The 16103-nt window shown below is 68.9% G+C and carries 16 protein-coding genes; 10 read left to right on the top strand and 6 right to left on the bottom strand.

The features are described from left to right. Positions 1 to 123: 123 nt before the first annotated feature. Complete coding sequence (locus ADL15_RS38270; RefSeq protein WP_067702077.1) at positions 124 to 558, bottom strand: DUF5318 domain-containing protein; 435 nt, start codon at positions 556 to 558, stop codon at positions 124 to 126. Between the two features lie 159 nt (positions 559 to 717). On the opposite strand from ADL15_RS38270, the gene ADL15_RS38265 reads away from it, so the two are divergent. Beyond that, entirely contained in the window at positions 718 to 1404 is a 687-nt protein-coding gene (locus ADL15_RS38265) for a PadR family transcriptional regulator (RefSeq protein ID WP_067702073.1), read from the top strand. A gap of 20 nt (positions 1405 to 1424) precedes the next feature. Further along, on the top strand, positions 1425 to 2504 hold the full coding sequence (locus ADL15_RS38260; RefSeq protein ID WP_067702199.1) for an inositol-3-phosphate synthase: 1080 nt from the start codon (positions 1425 to 1427) through the stop codon (positions 2502 to 2504). Between the two features lie 50 nt (positions 2505 to 2554). Here the strand turns inward: ADL15_RS38260 and ADL15_RS38255 are convergent, their stop codons facing one another. From ADL15_RS38255 to ADL15_RS38240, 4 genes are all read right to left on the bottom strand, one after another. Beyond that, positions 2555 to 3775 (bottom strand): acyltransferase family protein, encoded by a 1221-nt coding sequence (locus ADL15_RS38255; protein ID WP_067702196.1) that lies wholly within the window; start codon positions 3773 to 3775, stop codon positions 2555 to 2557. An 89-nt stretch (positions 3776 to 3864) separates the two neighbouring features. Next, a complete protein-coding gene (locus ADL15_RS38250) occupies positions 3865 to 4323 on the bottom strand; it encodes a methylated-DNA--[protein]-cysteine S-methyltransferase (RefSeq protein ID WP_067702070.1) in 459 nt (152 codons plus the stop codon). Positions 4324 to 4365: 42 nt separating this feature from the next. Further along, positions 4366 to 5016, bottom strand: coding sequence for a nucleotidyl transferase AbiEii/AbiGii toxin family protein (locus tag ADL15_RS38245; RefSeq protein ID WP_067702193.1), 651 nt, complete (start codon positions 5014 to 5016; stop codon positions 4366 to 4368). Between the two features lie 3 nt (positions 5017 to 5019). Then, positions 5020 to 5394 (bottom strand): hypothetical protein, encoded by a 375-nt coding sequence (locus ADL15_RS38240; protein ID WP_232344796.1) that lies wholly within the window; start codon positions 5392 to 5394, stop codon positions 5020 to 5022. Positions 5395 to 5603: 209 nt separating this feature from the next. Between ADL15_RS38240 and ADL15_RS38235 the strand changes: the two genes are divergently transcribed. After that, a complete protein-coding gene (locus ADL15_RS38235; protein WP_067702068.1) occupies positions 5604 to 6125 on the top strand; it encodes a SigE family RNA polymerase sigma factor in 522 nt (173 codons plus the stop codon). Further along, positions 6122 to 7297 carry a WD40 repeat domain-containing protein gene (locus ADL15_RS38230; protein WP_067702065.1) on the top strand — a complete coding sequence of 392 codons (1176 nt, stop codon included), beginning with the start codon at positions 6122 to 6124 and terminating at the stop codon, positions 7295 to 7297. The genes ADL15_RS38235 and ADL15_RS38230 overlap by 4 nt, the downstream gene beginning before the upstream one ends. 10 nt (positions 7298 to 7307) lie before the next feature. Here the strand turns inward: ADL15_RS38230 and ADL15_RS38225 are convergent, their stop codons facing one another. Continuing rightward, complete coding sequence (locus ADL15_RS38225; protein WP_067702062.1) at positions 7308 to 8738, bottom strand: CCA tRNA nucleotidyltransferase; 1431 nt, start codon at positions 8736 to 8738, stop codon at positions 7308 to 7310. 91 nt (positions 8739 to 8829) lie between these two features. Between ADL15_RS38225 and ADL15_RS38220 the strand changes: the two genes are divergently transcribed. The 6 genes from ADL15_RS38220 to trxB all read left to right on the top strand — a co-directional run bounded on the left by ADL15_RS38220 (position 8830) and on the right by trxB (position 16099). Next, the gene (locus tag ADL15_RS38220) at positions 8830 to 9708 is read left to right on the top strand and encodes a hypothetical protein (RefSeq protein WP_232344795.1); all 879 of its coding nucleotides are present in this window, start codon (positions 8830 to 8832) and stop codon (positions 9706 to 9708) included. 49 nt (positions 9709 to 9757) lie between these two features. Further along, a complete protein-coding gene (murJ, locus tag ADL15_RS38215; protein ID WP_067702056.1) occupies positions 9758 to 11524 on the top strand; it encodes a murein biosynthesis integral membrane protein MurJ in 1767 nt (588 codons plus the stop codon). Positions 11525 to 11733: 209 nt separating this feature from the next. Next, on the top strand, positions 11734 to 13284 hold the full coding sequence (locus ADL15_RS38210) for a protein kinase family protein (RefSeq protein WP_067702053.1): 1551 nt from the start codon (positions 11734 to 11736) through the stop codon (positions 13282 to 13284). A gap of 91 nt (positions 13285 to 13375) precedes the next feature. Next, positions 13376 to 14110, top strand: a complete 735-nt coding sequence (gene sigM / locus ADL15_RS38205; RefSeq protein ID WP_067702050.1) for an RNA polymerase sigma factor SigM — start codon at positions 13376 to 13378, stop codon at positions 14108 to 14110. Continuing rightward, entirely contained in the window at positions 14107 to 15012 is a 906-nt protein-coding gene (locus ADL15_RS38200) for a hypothetical protein (protein WP_067702047.1), read from the top strand. Before sigM ends, ADL15_RS38200 begins: the two co-directional genes overlap by 4 nt. 127 nt (positions 15013 to 15139) lie before the next feature. After that, on the top strand, positions 15140 to 16099 hold the full coding sequence (gene trxB, locus ADL15_RS38195) for a thioredoxin-disulfide reductase (RefSeq protein WP_067702044.1): 960 nt from the start codon (positions 15140 to 15142) through the stop codon (positions 16097 to 16099). Positions 16100 to 16103: the final 4 nt, after the last annotated feature.

Here is a 16103-nt window from a genome sequence, read left to right as displayed (position 1 = left end):
ACGAGCGGGCGCTTTGGGCTGCGTTTCCGGCAGCCGCCTGTTCGGACGTCTGAAATGACCGATTGCGGCACTGGCTGCCCGAGTCGGCCTTAAACGTGCCTACGTTATCGACATCGATCCAGTTCATCGCCGGGCCTCCCCGGCTTGTGAAACCGAACCTGTTTTCCACTGCATCGGGGACTCGTCCTCACCCAACGCGTCCCGGCCGAGCACGTAGCGCTCGATCAAGTGATTCCACGAGCACGAGCGGCAGACCTCGACCACGAAGACCTGGCACTCACGGAGCGTCATCGCGAGCACCGGCAACTCAGCGGCCTTGTGGGCCTGGCCGGCGGAGTTCTTGAGCTCGTCGCCATAGACGTAGTGGACAAGTGTCAGGTTGTCCACGCGGCAGATCGGGCACCGCTCGTCGGTCGGCTCGCCGTGGAAGGTCGCTGCGTTCTTCAAGTAAGGAGACGCGTCACACACTTCCAGGGCGCTGATCTGGCCATTTCGCACGTCACGCAGGACTGACCGCCTCTGAAGCGAGTAGTCCACCACCTGCCGCTGCGTGCGCATGGCGAAGAGAGTACGCGGTCACCGCTCCCACGGCGACAGTCATCACAGAGCGTGGCGTGGCGATAGCGCAGGATGTCCGACTTGCACGATGCGGCGTCCCGATCTACGGTGACGATGTATCGAGCCGATACATCGGGACACACGCTCAGGGAGGTCGAGGTGCTGGAGTTGGCGATCCTCGGGCTCCTGCAGGAAGCCCCGATGCACGGCTACGAACTCCGCAAGGAGCTGGCCACCAAGCTCGGCACTCTGCGCGCCGCCATCAGTTACGGGACGTTGTACCCGACCCTGAAGCGGTTGAAGCTGGCCGGCTGGATCAGCGAAGCCGAAGCGAACAACAACGAAATTGTTCCCCCGATGACCAGCAAACGGGGTCGGGTTGTCTACAAGATCACGGCCGAGGGCAAGGAGCGGTTCGGCGAACTGCTCGCCGCCACCGGGCCGGAGACGTACGACGACGCCGGTTTCGGGGTGCACTTCGCCTTCTTCTCCCGCACCGACCAGGCCACCCGGCTGCGGATCCTGGAAGGTCGCCGGCGCCGGATCGAGGAGCGCCGGGAGGGGCTGCGGGAGATCCTGGCCCGCGCCGCCGACCGCCTGGACGCGTACACCCTCGAGCTGCAGCGCCACGGACTGGACGCGTGTGAACGCGAGGTCCGCTGGCTGGAAGAACTGATCACCAACGAGCGGTCCGGCCGTACTCCGGCCTTCCGCCAACGCGCCGGGGTCACCGGCACGCACCTGAACGCCGACGCCGCTCCCCCGGCGCCGGAAATGAACTCCGCGGCCCGACCGGCTGCGGAAACACCCCCGGAAACACCGCGTCCGCGAACGGACCGGCCGTGATCAACAAGGAGGCAAACGCGATGGGTTCCGTCCGCGTCGCCATCGTCGGTGTGGGTAACTGCGCCTCGTCCCTCGTGCAGGGCGTGGAGTACTACAAGAACGCCGACCCCACCGACCGCGTTCCCGGTCTCATGCATGTGACCTTCGGCGACTATCACGTATCTGACGTGAAGTTCGTCGCGGCGTTCGATGTTGACGCCAAGAAGGTCGGCATGGACCTCTCTGAGGCGATCGTCGCCAGCGAGAACAACACGATCAAGCTGACCGACGTGCCGCCGACCGGCATCACCGTGCAGCGCGGCCCGACCCACGACGGTCTGGGCACGTACTACCGCGAGATGATCGAGGAGTCCTCGGCCGAGGTCGTCGACATCGTCCAGGCGCTGCGTGACGCCGAGGTCGACGTCGTCGTCTCCTACCTGCCGGTCGGTTCCGAGCAGGCCGACAAGTTCTACGCGCAGGCCGCGATCGATGCCGGTTGCGCGTTCGTGAACGCCCTGCCGGTCTTCATCGCCTCCGACCCGGTCTGGGCGCAGAAGTTCACCGACGCCGGTCTGCCGATCGTCGGTGACGACATCAAGAGCCAGGTCGGCGCGACCATCGTGCACCGCGCGCTGGCGAAGCTGTTCGAAGACCGCGGTGTCGAGCTGCTGCGCACGTACCAGCTCAACTTCGGCGGCAACATGGACTTCATGAACATGCTGGAGCGCACCCGCCTGGTCTCGAAGAAGATCTCGAAGACCCAGTCGGTCACCTCGCAGATCCCGCACGAGATGATCAAGAGCGACGTGCACATCGGCCCGTCGGACCACGTGCCGTGGCTCGACGACCGCAAGTGGGCGTACATCCGCCTCGAGGGTCGCTCCTTCGGCGACACCCCGCTGGTCGCCGAGCTCAAGCTCGAGGTGTGGGACTCCCCGAACTCGGCCGGCGTGATCATCGACGCGGTCCGCGCTGCGAAGATCGCCAAGGACCGTGGCATCGGTGGCCCGATCCTGTCGGCGTCGTCGTACTTCATGAAGTCCCCGCCGGTGCAGTACAGCGACCACGACGCGCACAACGCCGTCGAGGCCTTCATCAAGGGCGAGGTCGAAAGCTGACCAGCGTCACACCATAAAAAAGGGCCGGCACACCACGTGCCGGCCTTTTTCTATACCCGCCCGGCCGGCTCCTCGATCTTGCGGGCCTCCGAACGATCGCCGCCGCGCGGCTGGACCGGCACCCGGGTGCGATCCGCGTCACGTGCCGATGCAATCCGCAGGTCGGCGAAGGCCTGCTTCAGTGCCTTCCGGAGCACCGCGGCGAGCGGTTTCTCGGCCAGGCGGTACACCAGCCAGGCCAGACCGAGGATCAGCACGATCGCGGTGGTCACCAGCAGCCAGGCCGGCAGCCCGGTCGCCTCGTGAGCGTGCCGGATGAACGCGTACCCGAGCCGCTGATGCAGCAGGTAGAACGGGTAGGTCAGCGCACCGGCGGTGGTCAGCCAGCGCCAGCGGATCCCGTCGGCCCAGCCCAGCGCGATCGCCAGGACCGCGGCGTACGCCAGTGTGATGATCAGAACGCCGGGCCAGGTCGGCACGGAGAAGCCGGGGTTGACGTCGGCGACCCGGTCGGTGACGTTCTTGATGCTGATCAGCCAGGCAAAGGCGACGATCCCGAAGAGCAGCGGCGACCGGCCGAACCGGTGGATCAGGAACATCGCGATGCCCGCGATGAAATACGGCGCGTACTGCGGGATCGCCAGCATCTCGACCATCCGGCTGTCCAGGGTCGGCCCGATCACCGCGACGGTCATCCAGACCGCGCAGAAGATCACCACCCTTCGGTACGTCAGGCCGAACGCGACCAGCGCCGCGAACAGCAGGTAGAAGCGCAACTCCACGAAGAGCGTCCAGTAGACGGTGTCGACCGAGCCCACGCCGAGCGGCTCCTGCAGCATCGTCAGGTTCACCGCGATGTCCCGCAGCCCCGGCACCCCACTGACCGGCACCCCGCCCGAGATCGGCACCAGCGCGACCACGGTCGCGGTGATCAGGATGCAGACCCAGTACGCCGGGTACAGCCGGCTCACCCGTGAGGTGAAGAAGTCGCCGAGGCTCCGGTTCCAGCTGCTCATGCAGATGACGAACCCGCTGATCAGGAAGAACAGCTCGACACCGAGAAAGCCGTAGATCGACACGTGTGACACGTGCGGCAGGAAGTACTCCGGCAGGTTGTGCCCGTCGATCCGCCAGGACACCGTCAGGTGGTAGGCCGCCACCGCGAGCGCGGCGGTGATCCGCAGCGCGTCCAGCGCGGCGAGCCGCGGCCTGCGCCCGGGCTCGGGGGCAGACCCGTTTCGCGGCGCGGTCGGCCGTTGGTCAGTCAGCATCGCGACGGACAATAGCCGCTGGAACCAACTCCCAGCAGGCCGCTTGTCCGTACGGGCATCGGCCGGATGACCCGTCGGCGCAGGTCGGCTCAGCCCCAGGCGCGGGTCAGCGACACTCGCGCTTCCAGTTCCAGCAGCTTGCGCTTGCGCTCCAGCCCGCCGCCGAACCCGACCATCTTGCCGCCGGCGCCGACCACCCGGTGACAGGGCACGATCACCGGCACCGGGTTGTGGTTGCAGGCCGTGCCGACCGCCCGGGCCGCTCCGGGATCACCGAGGGCGGTGGCTATCGCCCCATAGGTCAGCATTTCCCCGTACGGAATCTTGGCGATCTCGGCCCACACCGCCCGCTCGAACGCCGACCCGCCGGGCATCTCCACCGGCACACTGAAGTCGGTCAGCTCCCCGGCGAAGTAGGCCGCCAGCTGCTCAACAGCCGGATGCGTCACCGCCGAGGCCGGCGCGGCAGCACCGAAGCGCACCCCCACCACGACGTCCCCTTCAACAACAACCCCAAGCAGCCCGATCGGTGACTCGACGACGAACATCCGCCTATTGTCCCTCGCGGGTCCGACAAGTTCGCCACGCGACTATTGCGGCGGATTCTCGGCGAGCAGATCGCGGCGCCATCGCGCGAACCGGCTCCGCATCTCGTCGAGCTCTCGGCCGGCAATGCCGTACTGGGCGAAGTCCGCCTGGTCCAGCAGATCAGCCTGTCCCAGGGCGCCGGCGAAGATGTGACGCTCAAAGCCGGAATCGGCCCGTTCGGCGAGCCACAGAAGGTCCTCGCCGGAGTACTTGCCTGATCGCATTGCGGCATCGATATCGATGAAGTCGCGGGCGAACGCCCGGCCGTATAGCGCGCTCATCTTGTTCGCAACCGCGTCGTCAGGATGCAGAACCGGGCCGATGGACATCAGGATCGGATCGTTGGCACGCCAGTCGACGCCGAGTTCCACCTTTGCCGTATGGCTGTTATCGGTCACCATCAGCCGGGCGAAAGTGTCGTAGCGCCGCTCGACATCAACCGTGACGCCCTCATCGCGGTATGCCTGAATAACCGCGGTCACCGCCGAACCGAACTCGTCGCGGCGGTCCCATGCGGTAAACAGATCGACGTCCTCGCTCGGCCTTTCAAGAAGGCCGGCCGCCTGCACCGCGTAGCCGCCGGCAAGGGCAAAACCGTACCTACCGGCGGCGCCGAGCCCGACACGAGCCAGTCGTTCGTGAAACGGATCCATCACCTATGCGGCAACCGTGCGGGCGGCGAGTCCCGGAAAGCGTTCCTCCCAGCGCCGCCGAAGTTGCGGCGGCAACCACAGGGTGGGCCAGACCTCGAGAAGCAGCTCGCCATCGAGCCACGTGCACAGGTCCTGGACGGTGCCGGCCTCGCTGAGCACCACCTTGTACATGCTGGCCAAGCGGCTGGGCCGGCTCAGGTCATAGTCCGCACGGCCGGACCAGTCGAGATGACGTGGCAGCGAAACCACGCCACGGGTGGGCCCCTTCAACGCGGCAAGAGTGTCGGCTACGACATACGGCTTTCGATCGCCATACGGAAGGTAGCCCACCGGCGGACCAGGCACAGCCGTGTCCATACGCTCGGAAAACTCGCTCACGCCTCCAGCCTACTTCCCTATCCGCGGCCGGTCGGTGATGTTCCTCCGACGGCAAGACCGTGACCAGGTACAACTCTCGCAGGGGCAGGGCTGCAGAGCCTGACCCTGCCCCCGGAGTTCGCCGGGCGGTATCTCGCCTTCGGACAGTGATCGGGATCTGCGTGCAAGGGTTTCGATCGCTGGAGCGTCTGTTCCGGTGGAGGTGACCGGTGAAGCAAGCGCTCGAAGCGGAGTTCACCGCATTCGTCGCGGATCGGGGGCAGGCGCTGCTCCGGATCGCGCATGCCTTGACGGGGGACCGGGAGTCGGCCGAGGACCTGGTGCAGGGTGCGCTGGCCAAGGCGTACGCCCGCTGGCCGCGGATCCACGGCGAGGCGGAGGCGTACGTACGAAAAATCATCTACAACGACCGGATATCGGCCTGGCGCCGTCCCATGCGCCGCAACGAAGTGACCGTCGCTGACCTGCCGGAACGGCCGCAGGCCGGACGGCACGACCACGACGTGACCGAGCGCCTCGCCCTGCGCGACGCGCTGCTGTCCCTTCCGGCCCGGCAGCGCGCCGTGCTGGTGATGCGCTATCTCGAGGACCGCAGTGTCGAGGAGACCGCGCAGGTGCTGGGCTGCCGCCCCGGCACGGTGGCCAGCCAGGCCTCCCGCGCCCTGGCCAAGCTGCGCGAGCTGGTCTCCGGCGTCGACGAGTGGACCAACCGGACGGGGGTCATCCGATGAGGCATTTCGAGGACAACCTGCGCGCCGCCGTCGAGGATCTGGCCCGCGCCGCGCCGCCGATGAACGACATGGCAGTGGTGGCCCGGATCCGCGGGCGCCGGATCCGACGCCGCCGGCAGGCCGTCACGGGTGCGGCCGTGATGCTGCTCGCCGGGGCGGTCATCACGCCCTATGCGGTCCTGGATGGACACCGGGACGGCCAACGACCGCAACCGGTCGACTCGGTGCCGACCAGCAAGGCCCCGGCGGTCCCGCTGCCGAGCGGTCCGGTGACCGTGCCGGCGATCCGCGCGGATTGGTGGAAAGCGCCGATCGAGCTGCCCGGCGGCGTGGTGGTCACCTCGGTCAGCCGACCGAACACCTACAACGATGACGGCACACCGACGTTCACCGGGGACACACCGCGGGACGGCAACGTGGCCCTGAACCGCCTCACCGGCCGCTACCAGGTCTTCCCGGTCAAGTACCAGGTGTTCGAGGCCGCACCGAAGGGCCACTACGTCCTGGTCGAGGACGAGAGCATGGCGGGTGGCTACGTCCCGGTCGGCATCGTCGACGCGGCCTACAACGGCGCCCAGGTGCTCACCCACGGCTCCGGCCTCGGCACCGAGTGGTCACCGGATGGCAAGAAGGTCGCGCTGACCACGTCGCTCGGCAACCTGAGGATCATCGACGCGAAGTCGGTGACCGAGAAGGAGCGGGAGATTCCGGGCGGCCGGGAACTCTGCCCGGACACCTGCACGTTCACCTGGCTGCCCGGCAGCAAAGAAGTCGCGCTCCCGCAACGCGACCCGGACGTGGCCGAGTCCGAGTCCGTGCCGGACACGATAAAGGAGATCAAGGTGTTCTCCGCGGCGACCGGCAAACTGCTACGCACCCTGCCAATCCCGGGTGTCCCGACCGGTTCGGCGGCCTGGTCACCGGACGGCCGCTACGTCGCGCTCCGGCCGGACGCCACCGCACCGGACGGCACCCGGATCGCCGAGGTGGCGACCGGTCGGGTGGTCACCACGCTGCCACGGGCCGGCCAGGTCCGATTCCTCGCCGACGACCAGGTCCTGGCCTTGAACGGCCTGGACGTGACGGTCTACGACCTGACCGGGACCGTGCGGGCGACCAGCCGACTACCGGCGGACTTCAACAACCGCGAGGTCAGCCTGGGCATCAGCTGATCAAACGGCGTCAAGAAATGTGGCCCTGTTCCCGGGCCCACTTGAGGAGCTCCGTCTCGGCCTCGTCGTGATCCAGCGGCCCCCGGTCGAGCCGGAGCTCCTTCAGGTATCGCCAGGCCTGCCCCACGATCGGGCCCGGCGGCACCCCCAGCAGCTCCATGATCGCGTTGCCGTCCAGGTCGGGGCGGACCTTGGCCAGGTCCTCCTCGGCCTCGATCCGGGCGATCCGGTCCTCGAGCGCGTCGTAGTCGGCGGCCAGCGCGGACGCCTTGCGCCGGTTGCGGGTGGTGACGTCGGAACGGGTCAGCTTGTGCAGGCGGGACAGCAGCGGGCCGGCGTCGGTGACGTAGCGGCGCACCGCCGAGTCGGTCCACTCGCCCCGGCCGTACCCGTAGAAGCGCAGGTGCAGCGCGACCAGCCCGACCACGTCGGAGGTGACGTCCTTCGGGTACTTCATCGCTTTCATCCGCTGCTTGGTGAGCCGGGCACCGACCACCTCGTGGTGGTGGAAGCTGACCCGGCTGTCCCGGCCGACCGCCTTGGTGGCCGGCTTGCCGACGTCGTGCATCAGCGCGGCCATCCGCAACACGAAGTCGGGCGAGTCGTCGCCCTCGAGCCGCATCGCGTTGGTCACCACGATCAGCGTGTGCTCGTAGACGTCCTTGTGCTGGGCGTGCTCGTCGATCTCCAGCTTCAGCCCGGAGAGCTCGGGCAGGAAGCGGTCGGCCAGCCCGGTGTCGACGAGCAGCCGCAGCCCGGCGAGCGGGTCGGCGCTGCAGATCAGCTTGGTGAACTCGTCCCGGATGCGCTCCGCGGTGATCCGGTCCAGATCAGCCGCCATGTCCCGCATCGCCGAAATGACCGACTCATCCACAGTGAACTGCAGTTTCGCCGCGAAACGGGCGGCACGCAGCATCCGAAGTGGATCATCGCCGAACGACGCCTGCGGGGTGGCCGGCGTCCGGATCACCTTCGCGGCCAGGTCCTGCACGCCGCCGAACGGGTCGGTGAACTCGTGGCCGGGCAGCGACACCGCCATCGCGTTGATGGTGAAGTCCCGCCGGGACAGGTCGTCGAGCAGCGATGTGCCGTAGGACACCACCGGGTTGCGGGTCACCCCGTCGTACGACTCGGCGCGGAACGTGGTGATCTCGATCCGCAGGCCGTTCTTCTGGATGCCGATCGTGCCGAACTCGCGACCGGTCTCCCAGATCGCGTCGGCCCAGCCGTGCACCAGGGTGAGCGTCTGCTCGGGGCGGGCATCCGTACAAAAGTCCAGGTCGTCGCCAAGGCGACCGAGCAGCGCGTCGCGGACGGAGCCACCCACCAGGTGTAACTCATGGCCGGCGGCGCCGAAGCGGCGCCCCAGCTCGTCGGCGACGGGTGACACGCGGAGCAACTCGGCTACCGCGTTCTGCTGGGCATCGTTCAACAAAGACATGGGATGACCAGGATATCGGCCATCGGTCCCGATTCGGGCGGTGGGTCTCCGCCCGATGGCGGCCGGCGACGCCGCCGGGCAGGATGGGAACGTGCCAGTTCCCGAGGCGCTGCGCCGACTGAGCCTGGACGCCGGGTTCTGGACGGGCGAGATCAGCGACGCCGAACTCCTCCCCGACCTGCTCCGAGTGTCCTTCCCGGTGCTGGACGGCTACGCCCTCATCCTCGAGATCGAGCTGCCCTCCGGCGAGCGCACGCTCGGCCTGCGCCGGCCGTCGTCCAGCGAGCCGATCCAGCTGGGCTGGGCGCCGGCCGGTGGTCCGTACCCGGCCGCGCTGCGCTGGTGGGAGCTGGAGACGTGCGCCCGGGTGATCGCCCTGGCCGACCCGACCCTGCCGCACCCGGGGCTGGTGACCGCGCTGCTGTCGCCGTTCGCCCCGGCGACCGCCGACGACGACGTGCCGTCGGTGGCCGGGATCCGCGAGGCGGCGTACCGGTCGCTGCGCCGCCCGGTGCCGCCGCCCCCGCCCTCCGGTCCGGAGCAGGACCCGCTGCCGCTCTTCCGCGAGGACCGCTGGTGGCCGGTGCCGCCGGCGCCCTCACCGCAGGTGCTGGACGAGGCCGCTATCGCGGCACTGAGCGACCCGACGCAGGCGGTGGACCAGGTCCGCGCGGGCAAGCGGTTCCCGCACGAGGACCTGGCAGATTTGGTACGACGTGCCACCGCCCATCTGGACGCCCTGCCCCGGCGGGACTGGTACACCCTGACCCGCCCGCTGGCCCGGCAGATCACCGAGACCGGTGACCTGACTCCGGTGCGTGCCCTGCTCGGCGCGTTGACCGAGGCCGGGTGCGACCATCCCACCGTCCTGGACGCGCTGAGTGAGCCCCTGGTGGCGCTGGAGGCATGTTGGATGGTGGAAACCCTGGCCGGGGCCGAACCGGGCACCCTCCTGCGTCACCACGTGTGACGTTTTCTTCTATGGTGGCTCCAACATCGGTACGGCTCTGGAGGCAAGGGTGAGCGGCGGCCTGTACCGCAGTAACCACGCGGCGGACGGTTACCCGCGCCCGGAACAGGGCGTCACGGTCGTCTCCGTCGATGAACAATCCGCCACGGCCAGCGGCGATCAAGCCCTGCCACCGGAGAACATCCCGCCGGAGAACGGCGACAGTGGCGGGAGCACGGCCGGCCAGAGCGTCATCATGGCGATCGGCAGCATGGTCAGCCGGGTGATCGGTTTCGTCCGAACCGCCCTGATCGGCATGGCCGTCGGCAAGGTAGTCGGCGACGCGTACACCAGCGCGCAGTTCCTGCCGAACCAGATCTATGAGCTGCTGCTCGGTGGCATCCTCTCCAGTGTCCTGGTCCCGCTGCTGGTCCGCCGCCGAAAGAGCGACCCGGACGGCGGTCAGGCGTTCACCCAGAAGCTGTTGACCTTCGCCATCGTGTCGCTCGGCATCGCGACGCTGCTGGTGGTCTCGCTGGCCTCGGTGATCACCGCGATCCAGTCCGGCAGCGACAGCACCGCGGCCTACCGCGAACTGGTCACCAATTTCGCCTACCTGATCCTGCCGATCATCTTTTTCACCGGTCTGTCCGGGCTGGCCGGCGCGGTGCTCAACGTCCGCGGGCACTTCGCCGCGCCGATGTGGGCGCCGATCCTCAACAACATCGTGGTCATCGCCACCTGTGGTGTTTTCATCCTGGCCTACGGCAGCAGCGGCGAGCTGACCCCGGAGAACATCACCGGGGCGCAGATCGCGCTGATCGGCGGCGGCACCCTGCTCGGCATGGTGGTCCAGGCACTCGGGCTGCTCCCGGCCCTGCGCAAGGTCGGCTTCCAGTGGAAGTGGAACTGGAGCCCGCGCTCGCTGGGCCTGCGCGAGGTCGGCCAGCTGGCCGGCTGGATGCTCGTCTACGCGGGAGCCAACCAGCTCGCCGTCTTCCTGGTGGTCCGGATCCTCAGCGACGTGACCGGCAGTCCGAACAGCGCCAGCATCCTGGCGTTCAACTACGCCTTCCTGCTGACCATGATGGCGCACGGCATCATCGGCGTGTCGGTGATGACCGCCCTGCTGCCGAAGATGAGCGCGGCCGCCGCCGAAGGCCGGTTCGACGAGGTCAGCGCCGACCTGAGTCGTGGGATCAAGCTCACCACCGCAGCGTTGGCCCCGATCGTCGTGGTCTACGCGGTTCTGAGCGCGCCGATCGCGGTCTTCCTGTTCCAGGGCGGCCGGTTCTCCAACGCGAACGCGCTGGCCACCGGAACGGTGCTGACCGTGGCTGCGTTCGCCGTGATCCCGCTCTCGATCAGCTATCTCTGCACCTACGCTTTCTACGCGTTGCAGGGGAACAAGACCGTCGCGCTGATCAACCTGTCGGTGGTGACGGTCCGGATCGGCGCCTACTTCCTGCTCGCCGAGGTGCTCAAGCAGTCGTTGCTGGCCGCCGGCACGACCGCTGCGAACGCCTTCTCCTATCTGGTCTCAGCGCTGATCTCCCTGGCCGTGCTGCGCCGCAGGATCGGCCGGCTCAATCTCGGTTCAGTGGCCGGATCGTTGGTCCGGGTGCTGATCGCCGCCGGGCTGGCCGCCGGGCTCGGGCTGCTCGTGCTGCGCTTCCTGCCCGGCTCCGGCGCGCCCGACGGCCGGGTCCAGGCTCTGATCCAGCTGATCCCGACCGGGGCAGTCATCCTGATCACCTACCTGGCCGCGGCGTACCTGCTGCGGGTTCGCGAGATCACCCAGGTCGTCGGCATGGTCCGCCGCAAGATCGGCCGCTGAATCACCCCGAGATCCACCAGACCGGCCCTGAACAGGGCCTCTTCCGCTGGACTGCCCGAAAAACCACCCGTTCGTACGGGGCCGCGCCCATGCCGCGCCGGGGGGACGACCTGCCGGACCATGGCTCCGTACGGGTATGGTCGTTCTCGGCATGTGCTCGGGAGCACCTTGTCCTGAGCACCAATACATGCACCACCTAGGGAGGACTGGTGACCCAGGTCGGCGAAGGCCACGAGACCGCGGCCGACGAGGCCGGACCGGTCTTGACCTTCGGTGCCCCCAGCGCCGGCGAGATCCTGGCCGAGCGTTACCAGCTCGAGCAGCACGTCAACAACGACAGCGCCGGCCGTCAGGTCTGGCGCGGGATCGACGTTGTGCTGCGCCGGCCGGTCGCGGTCGTGCTCCGGCACCCGGGCGGCGATTCCGCTGCCGAAATGCTCCAGGCCGCGGTCGCGGCGAGCCGGGTGCTCCACCCCAATCTGGTCGGCGTCTACGACGCGATCGACGAGCAGCAGCGGGCGTATGTGGTTCGCGAGTGGGTCGACGGCGAGTCGCTGCGTGACCTGATCGCCGCCGAGGGCCCGCTGGACCCGTCGCGGGCGATCACCATCGCCCGCTCGGTCGCCGACGCCCTGACGTCGGTGCACGCCACCGGCATGATCCACGGCAACGTGCACCCCGGCACCACGCTGATCGGCGACGACGGCCGGGTGGTCCTGGCCGACGCGCGCGCCGACGAGGCGGACAGTGTCGAGGCGGACATCCGCGCGGTCGGCGGCATCCTGTATTTCGCGCTCACCGGTCGCTGGCCGCACGCCGAGGTCGGCAGCTCCGCGCTGCCGGACGCGACCCGCGACAGCGCCGGCAACCCGGCCGCCCCGCGGCAGGTCCGGGCCGGTGTCCCGGCCTATCTCGACGACCTGACGATGGACCTGCTGGACCGGCGGGTCGCCCCGCCGGCCGCCGAGGCACTCACCTCCGAGCTCGGCCGGCTCGACTCGGCCACCGAGGACGAGGAGTTCGAGGACGTCGGCCCGCTCCGCTTCGTGCAGGGCGGCGGCGGTTCCGCCGAGCCGACCCGCAGCGCGCGGAAGATCCTGATCGGCGTCGGCGCCCTCGTCGTCATCGCCATCATCGGCCTGGTCTTCGGCATCAACGCGATCAACAACTCCAGCAAACCGACGGCCTCGGCCTCCACGCCCGCGGGCACCGACGCGGGTGCCCAGCCCGGCGCGGACGGCGACCCGTCCGCCGCTCCGCAGGGCGACCCGGTCAAGATCCCGCTGACCGCGGACATGGTCCGGATCGTCGACCCGCCGAAGGGCGGCCGTGGCGACACCGGCAAGTCGCAGTACGTGGTCGACGGCGACAAGAACACCGCCTGGGAGATGTCGTACTACAAGCAGCCGAACTTCGGCGGCCTGAAGGACGGCATGGGCGTGCTGATCCACCTGCCCAAGGCCCGCACGCTCGCCTCGGTCAGCGTCGACGTCTCCACCCCCGGCGCGGCCATCGACATCCGGACCGGCACCACCGACCCCGGTGACACCTCCAACGGCGACAAGCAGATCGTCAAGACCTACACCAAGCTCAGCGACGCCGACACCGAGGCGAACCCGGGCACCAAGGTGAACCTGTCCGGTTTCGACCCGGACAAGCAGTACCAGTACGTGCTGGTCTTCCTGACCAAGCTGCCGCCGAACGAGGACGGCCAGGGCTTCAAGGTCAACGTCAACGAGATCGAGCTGTACGGGTACTGAGACACCAGCCAGAAAGAAGAACAGGGCCGCCCGGCGACAAGGGCGGCCCTGTTTTCTTGGCCCAGGCCTGACCACCACGGGCCGCGCTCGCATGGCATACATTGCTGGCGTGACTTTCCGGGACGTACCGCCCGGCGGGACCGGCGCGGATGTGCCGAGCGACGCCGAGCTGGTGCGTGCCCACGTCGAGGGTGATCCGCAGGCGTTCAACGAGCTGGTCCGGCGGCATCGGGACCGGCTCTGGGCGGTCGCGCTGCGCACCATCGGGGACCGCGAGGAGGCCGCCGACGCGGTGCAGGACGCGCTGCTGTCGGCGCACCGCGCGGCGGCGAGGTTCCGCGGCGACTCGGCGGTCACCACCTGGCTGCACCGGATCGTGGTGAACGCGTGCCTGGACCGGATCCGCCGGCGGCAGGCGCACCCGACCGTGCCGCTGCCGGACGGCTCCCGGTTCGACGACGACCGGTCGTCCGGTCCGGAGCCGGCCGCTCCCGCCCCGGATCAGGACACCGTGCTGCTGGTCCGGGACGCCCTCGCGGCGCTGCCGGTCGAGCAGCGGTCCGCGATCGTGCTGGTCGACGTGCAGGGGTATCCGGTGGCCGAGGCGGCCGAGATGCTCGGTATCGCCGAGGGCACCGTGAAGAGCCGCTGCGCGCGTGGCCGGGCCCGGATGGCCCTCGCCCTGCGGGACGTGCGCGGCGAGGTCACCGGCGCGCCGAGTGACCCCGGGCACGGTGGGAACCGGAGCGACGGCGGCGACGTCTCATCCAGGTCGCGCGCGGTCACGCCGCTGCCGACCGGGCGTGAACGGAGGGAACAACGGTGACCGGCGCCGAGTTCCACGGGATCGACATCGACCTGCTGGCCGACTACATCGGCGGCGCGCTGGACGGCACCCCCGAGGCCGATCGGGTGGCCGCCCTGATCGCCGTCGAGCCCGCCTGGCAAGAGGCGTTTTCGCTGCTCGCGCCGGAGATGGCCACGGTCGGCGCGCTGCTCGGCGACCTGCCGGGCGAGCCGATGCCGGACGACGTCGTGGCCAGGCTGGACTCCGCGTTCGCCGCCCTGGCCCCGTCCGGCACCGCTCTCGGCATCGCGCCGGACGACGGCGGCGAGCACGTCGGGACCGCTCCGGACGTACCCAAAACGGTTTTGGATCTTGAAAAACACCGCCGTAGGCGCGGCAACCGCCGCTGGTTGCGCTTCGCCGCGCCGATCGGCATCGCGGCGGGCGCGATCGGCTTTTTCGGGTACGCCCTGACCGCCCCGCAGAGCGCGCACGACGACAGCGGCTCAGCCGACTCGGCAGCGGCACCCGCGGCCGGTGGCGTGATGGTGGCCGGGACCCCGGAGACGACGCTGGACAGCGGCACCGACTACACCCTGGGCACCCTGACCCAGAGCCTGAAACGCACCGCTGACGCCCCGCTGAGCGCCTCCGCGGACGTCCCGCAGGTCTCCCCGGACATTGCCGGTGTCCAGGAGCTGGACGTGCTGGCCCGGCTGCGGCTGCCGGCCGCGCTGCTGGACTGTCTCAGCGCGATCGCCCAGGAGAACAGCGGTGGCACCCTGACCGCCCAGTCGGTGGATTACGCCCGGTTCGACGGCGCGCCGGCCCTCGTGGTGCAGTTCAGCGCGGACAACGGCGAGTGGGTCTGGGCGAGCGGCGCCGACTGCGGATTGCCCGGTGTCGGCGCGGACACCCTCGGCCAAGTCCCGGTACGCTGACGGACACCCCCTGGCGTGAGGTCGGACACGAGCCGGACCGGGGGGAATGGTGAATGCCTAGCATGACGTTCTAGCGTGCGACGTCGCCGTGCCCAACCGGCGTGCAAACAGACTTGAGGAGTCGGCAGTGGACGAGGTCCGCAATCTGATCATCATCGGTTCGGGACCGTCCGGCTACACCGCGGCGCTCTATGCCGCTCGTGCCGAGCTGAAGCCCCTGGTGATCGAGGGCGTGCAGTCCGGCGGTGCGCTGATGACGACCACCGAGGTGGAGAACTTCCCCGGCCACCGGGACGGGATCATGGGCCCCGAGCTCATGGACAACATGCGGGCGCAGGCCGAGAAGTTCGGCGCCGAGTTCATCACCGACGACGTCACCCGGGTCGAGCTGTCCGACAAGCCGACCGAGGCCGGCACCGAGGGCCTCAAGACGGTCTGGGTCGGCGACCAGCAGTACTTCGCCCGCGCCGTGATCCTGTCGACCGGCTCCGCGTGGCGCCCGATCGGCGTGCCCGGTGAGCAGGAGCTGCTCGGCCACGGCGTGTCGGCGTGTGCCACCTGTGACGGCTTCTTCTTCCGCAACCAGCACATCGTGGTGGTCGGCGGCGGCGACTCGGCGATGGAGGAGGCCACGTTCCTCACCCGGTTCGCCGAGACCGTGACGATCGTGCACCGGCGGGACTCGTTCCGGGCCAGCAAGGTCATGCAGAAGCGCGCGCTCGACAACGAGAAGATCAAGGTCGAGTGGAACTCGGTCGTCGAGGAGGTCCTCGGCGACGACGGCAAGGTCGTCGGCGTCCGATTGAAGAACGTGGTTTCTGGGGAAACCAAGGTTCTCGACGTGACCGGCGTGTTCGTGGCAATCGGCCACGACCCGCGCAGCGAGCTCTTCAAGGGCCAGGTCGAGCTGGACGACGAGGGCTACGTGAAGGTGCAGTCGCCCAGCACCCGGACCAACCTCTCCGGCGTGTTCGCCGCCGGTGACCTGGTCGACCACACCTACCGGCAGGCCATCACCGCTTCCGGCACCGGTTGTGCCGCGGCGCTGGACGCCGAGCGCTTCATCGCTTCATTCGTCGAGCTGTAAGACC

The organism is Actinoplanes awajinensis subsp. mycoplanecinus (assembly GCF_001509495.1).
GTDB classification, from domain to species: Bacteria; Actinomycetota; Actinomycetes; order Mycobacteriales; family Micromonosporaceae; genus Actinoplanes; species Actinoplanes palleronii.
Note: the sequence above shows the minus strand (reverse complement) of the source record. Positions and strands in the feature narration are given on the sequence as shown.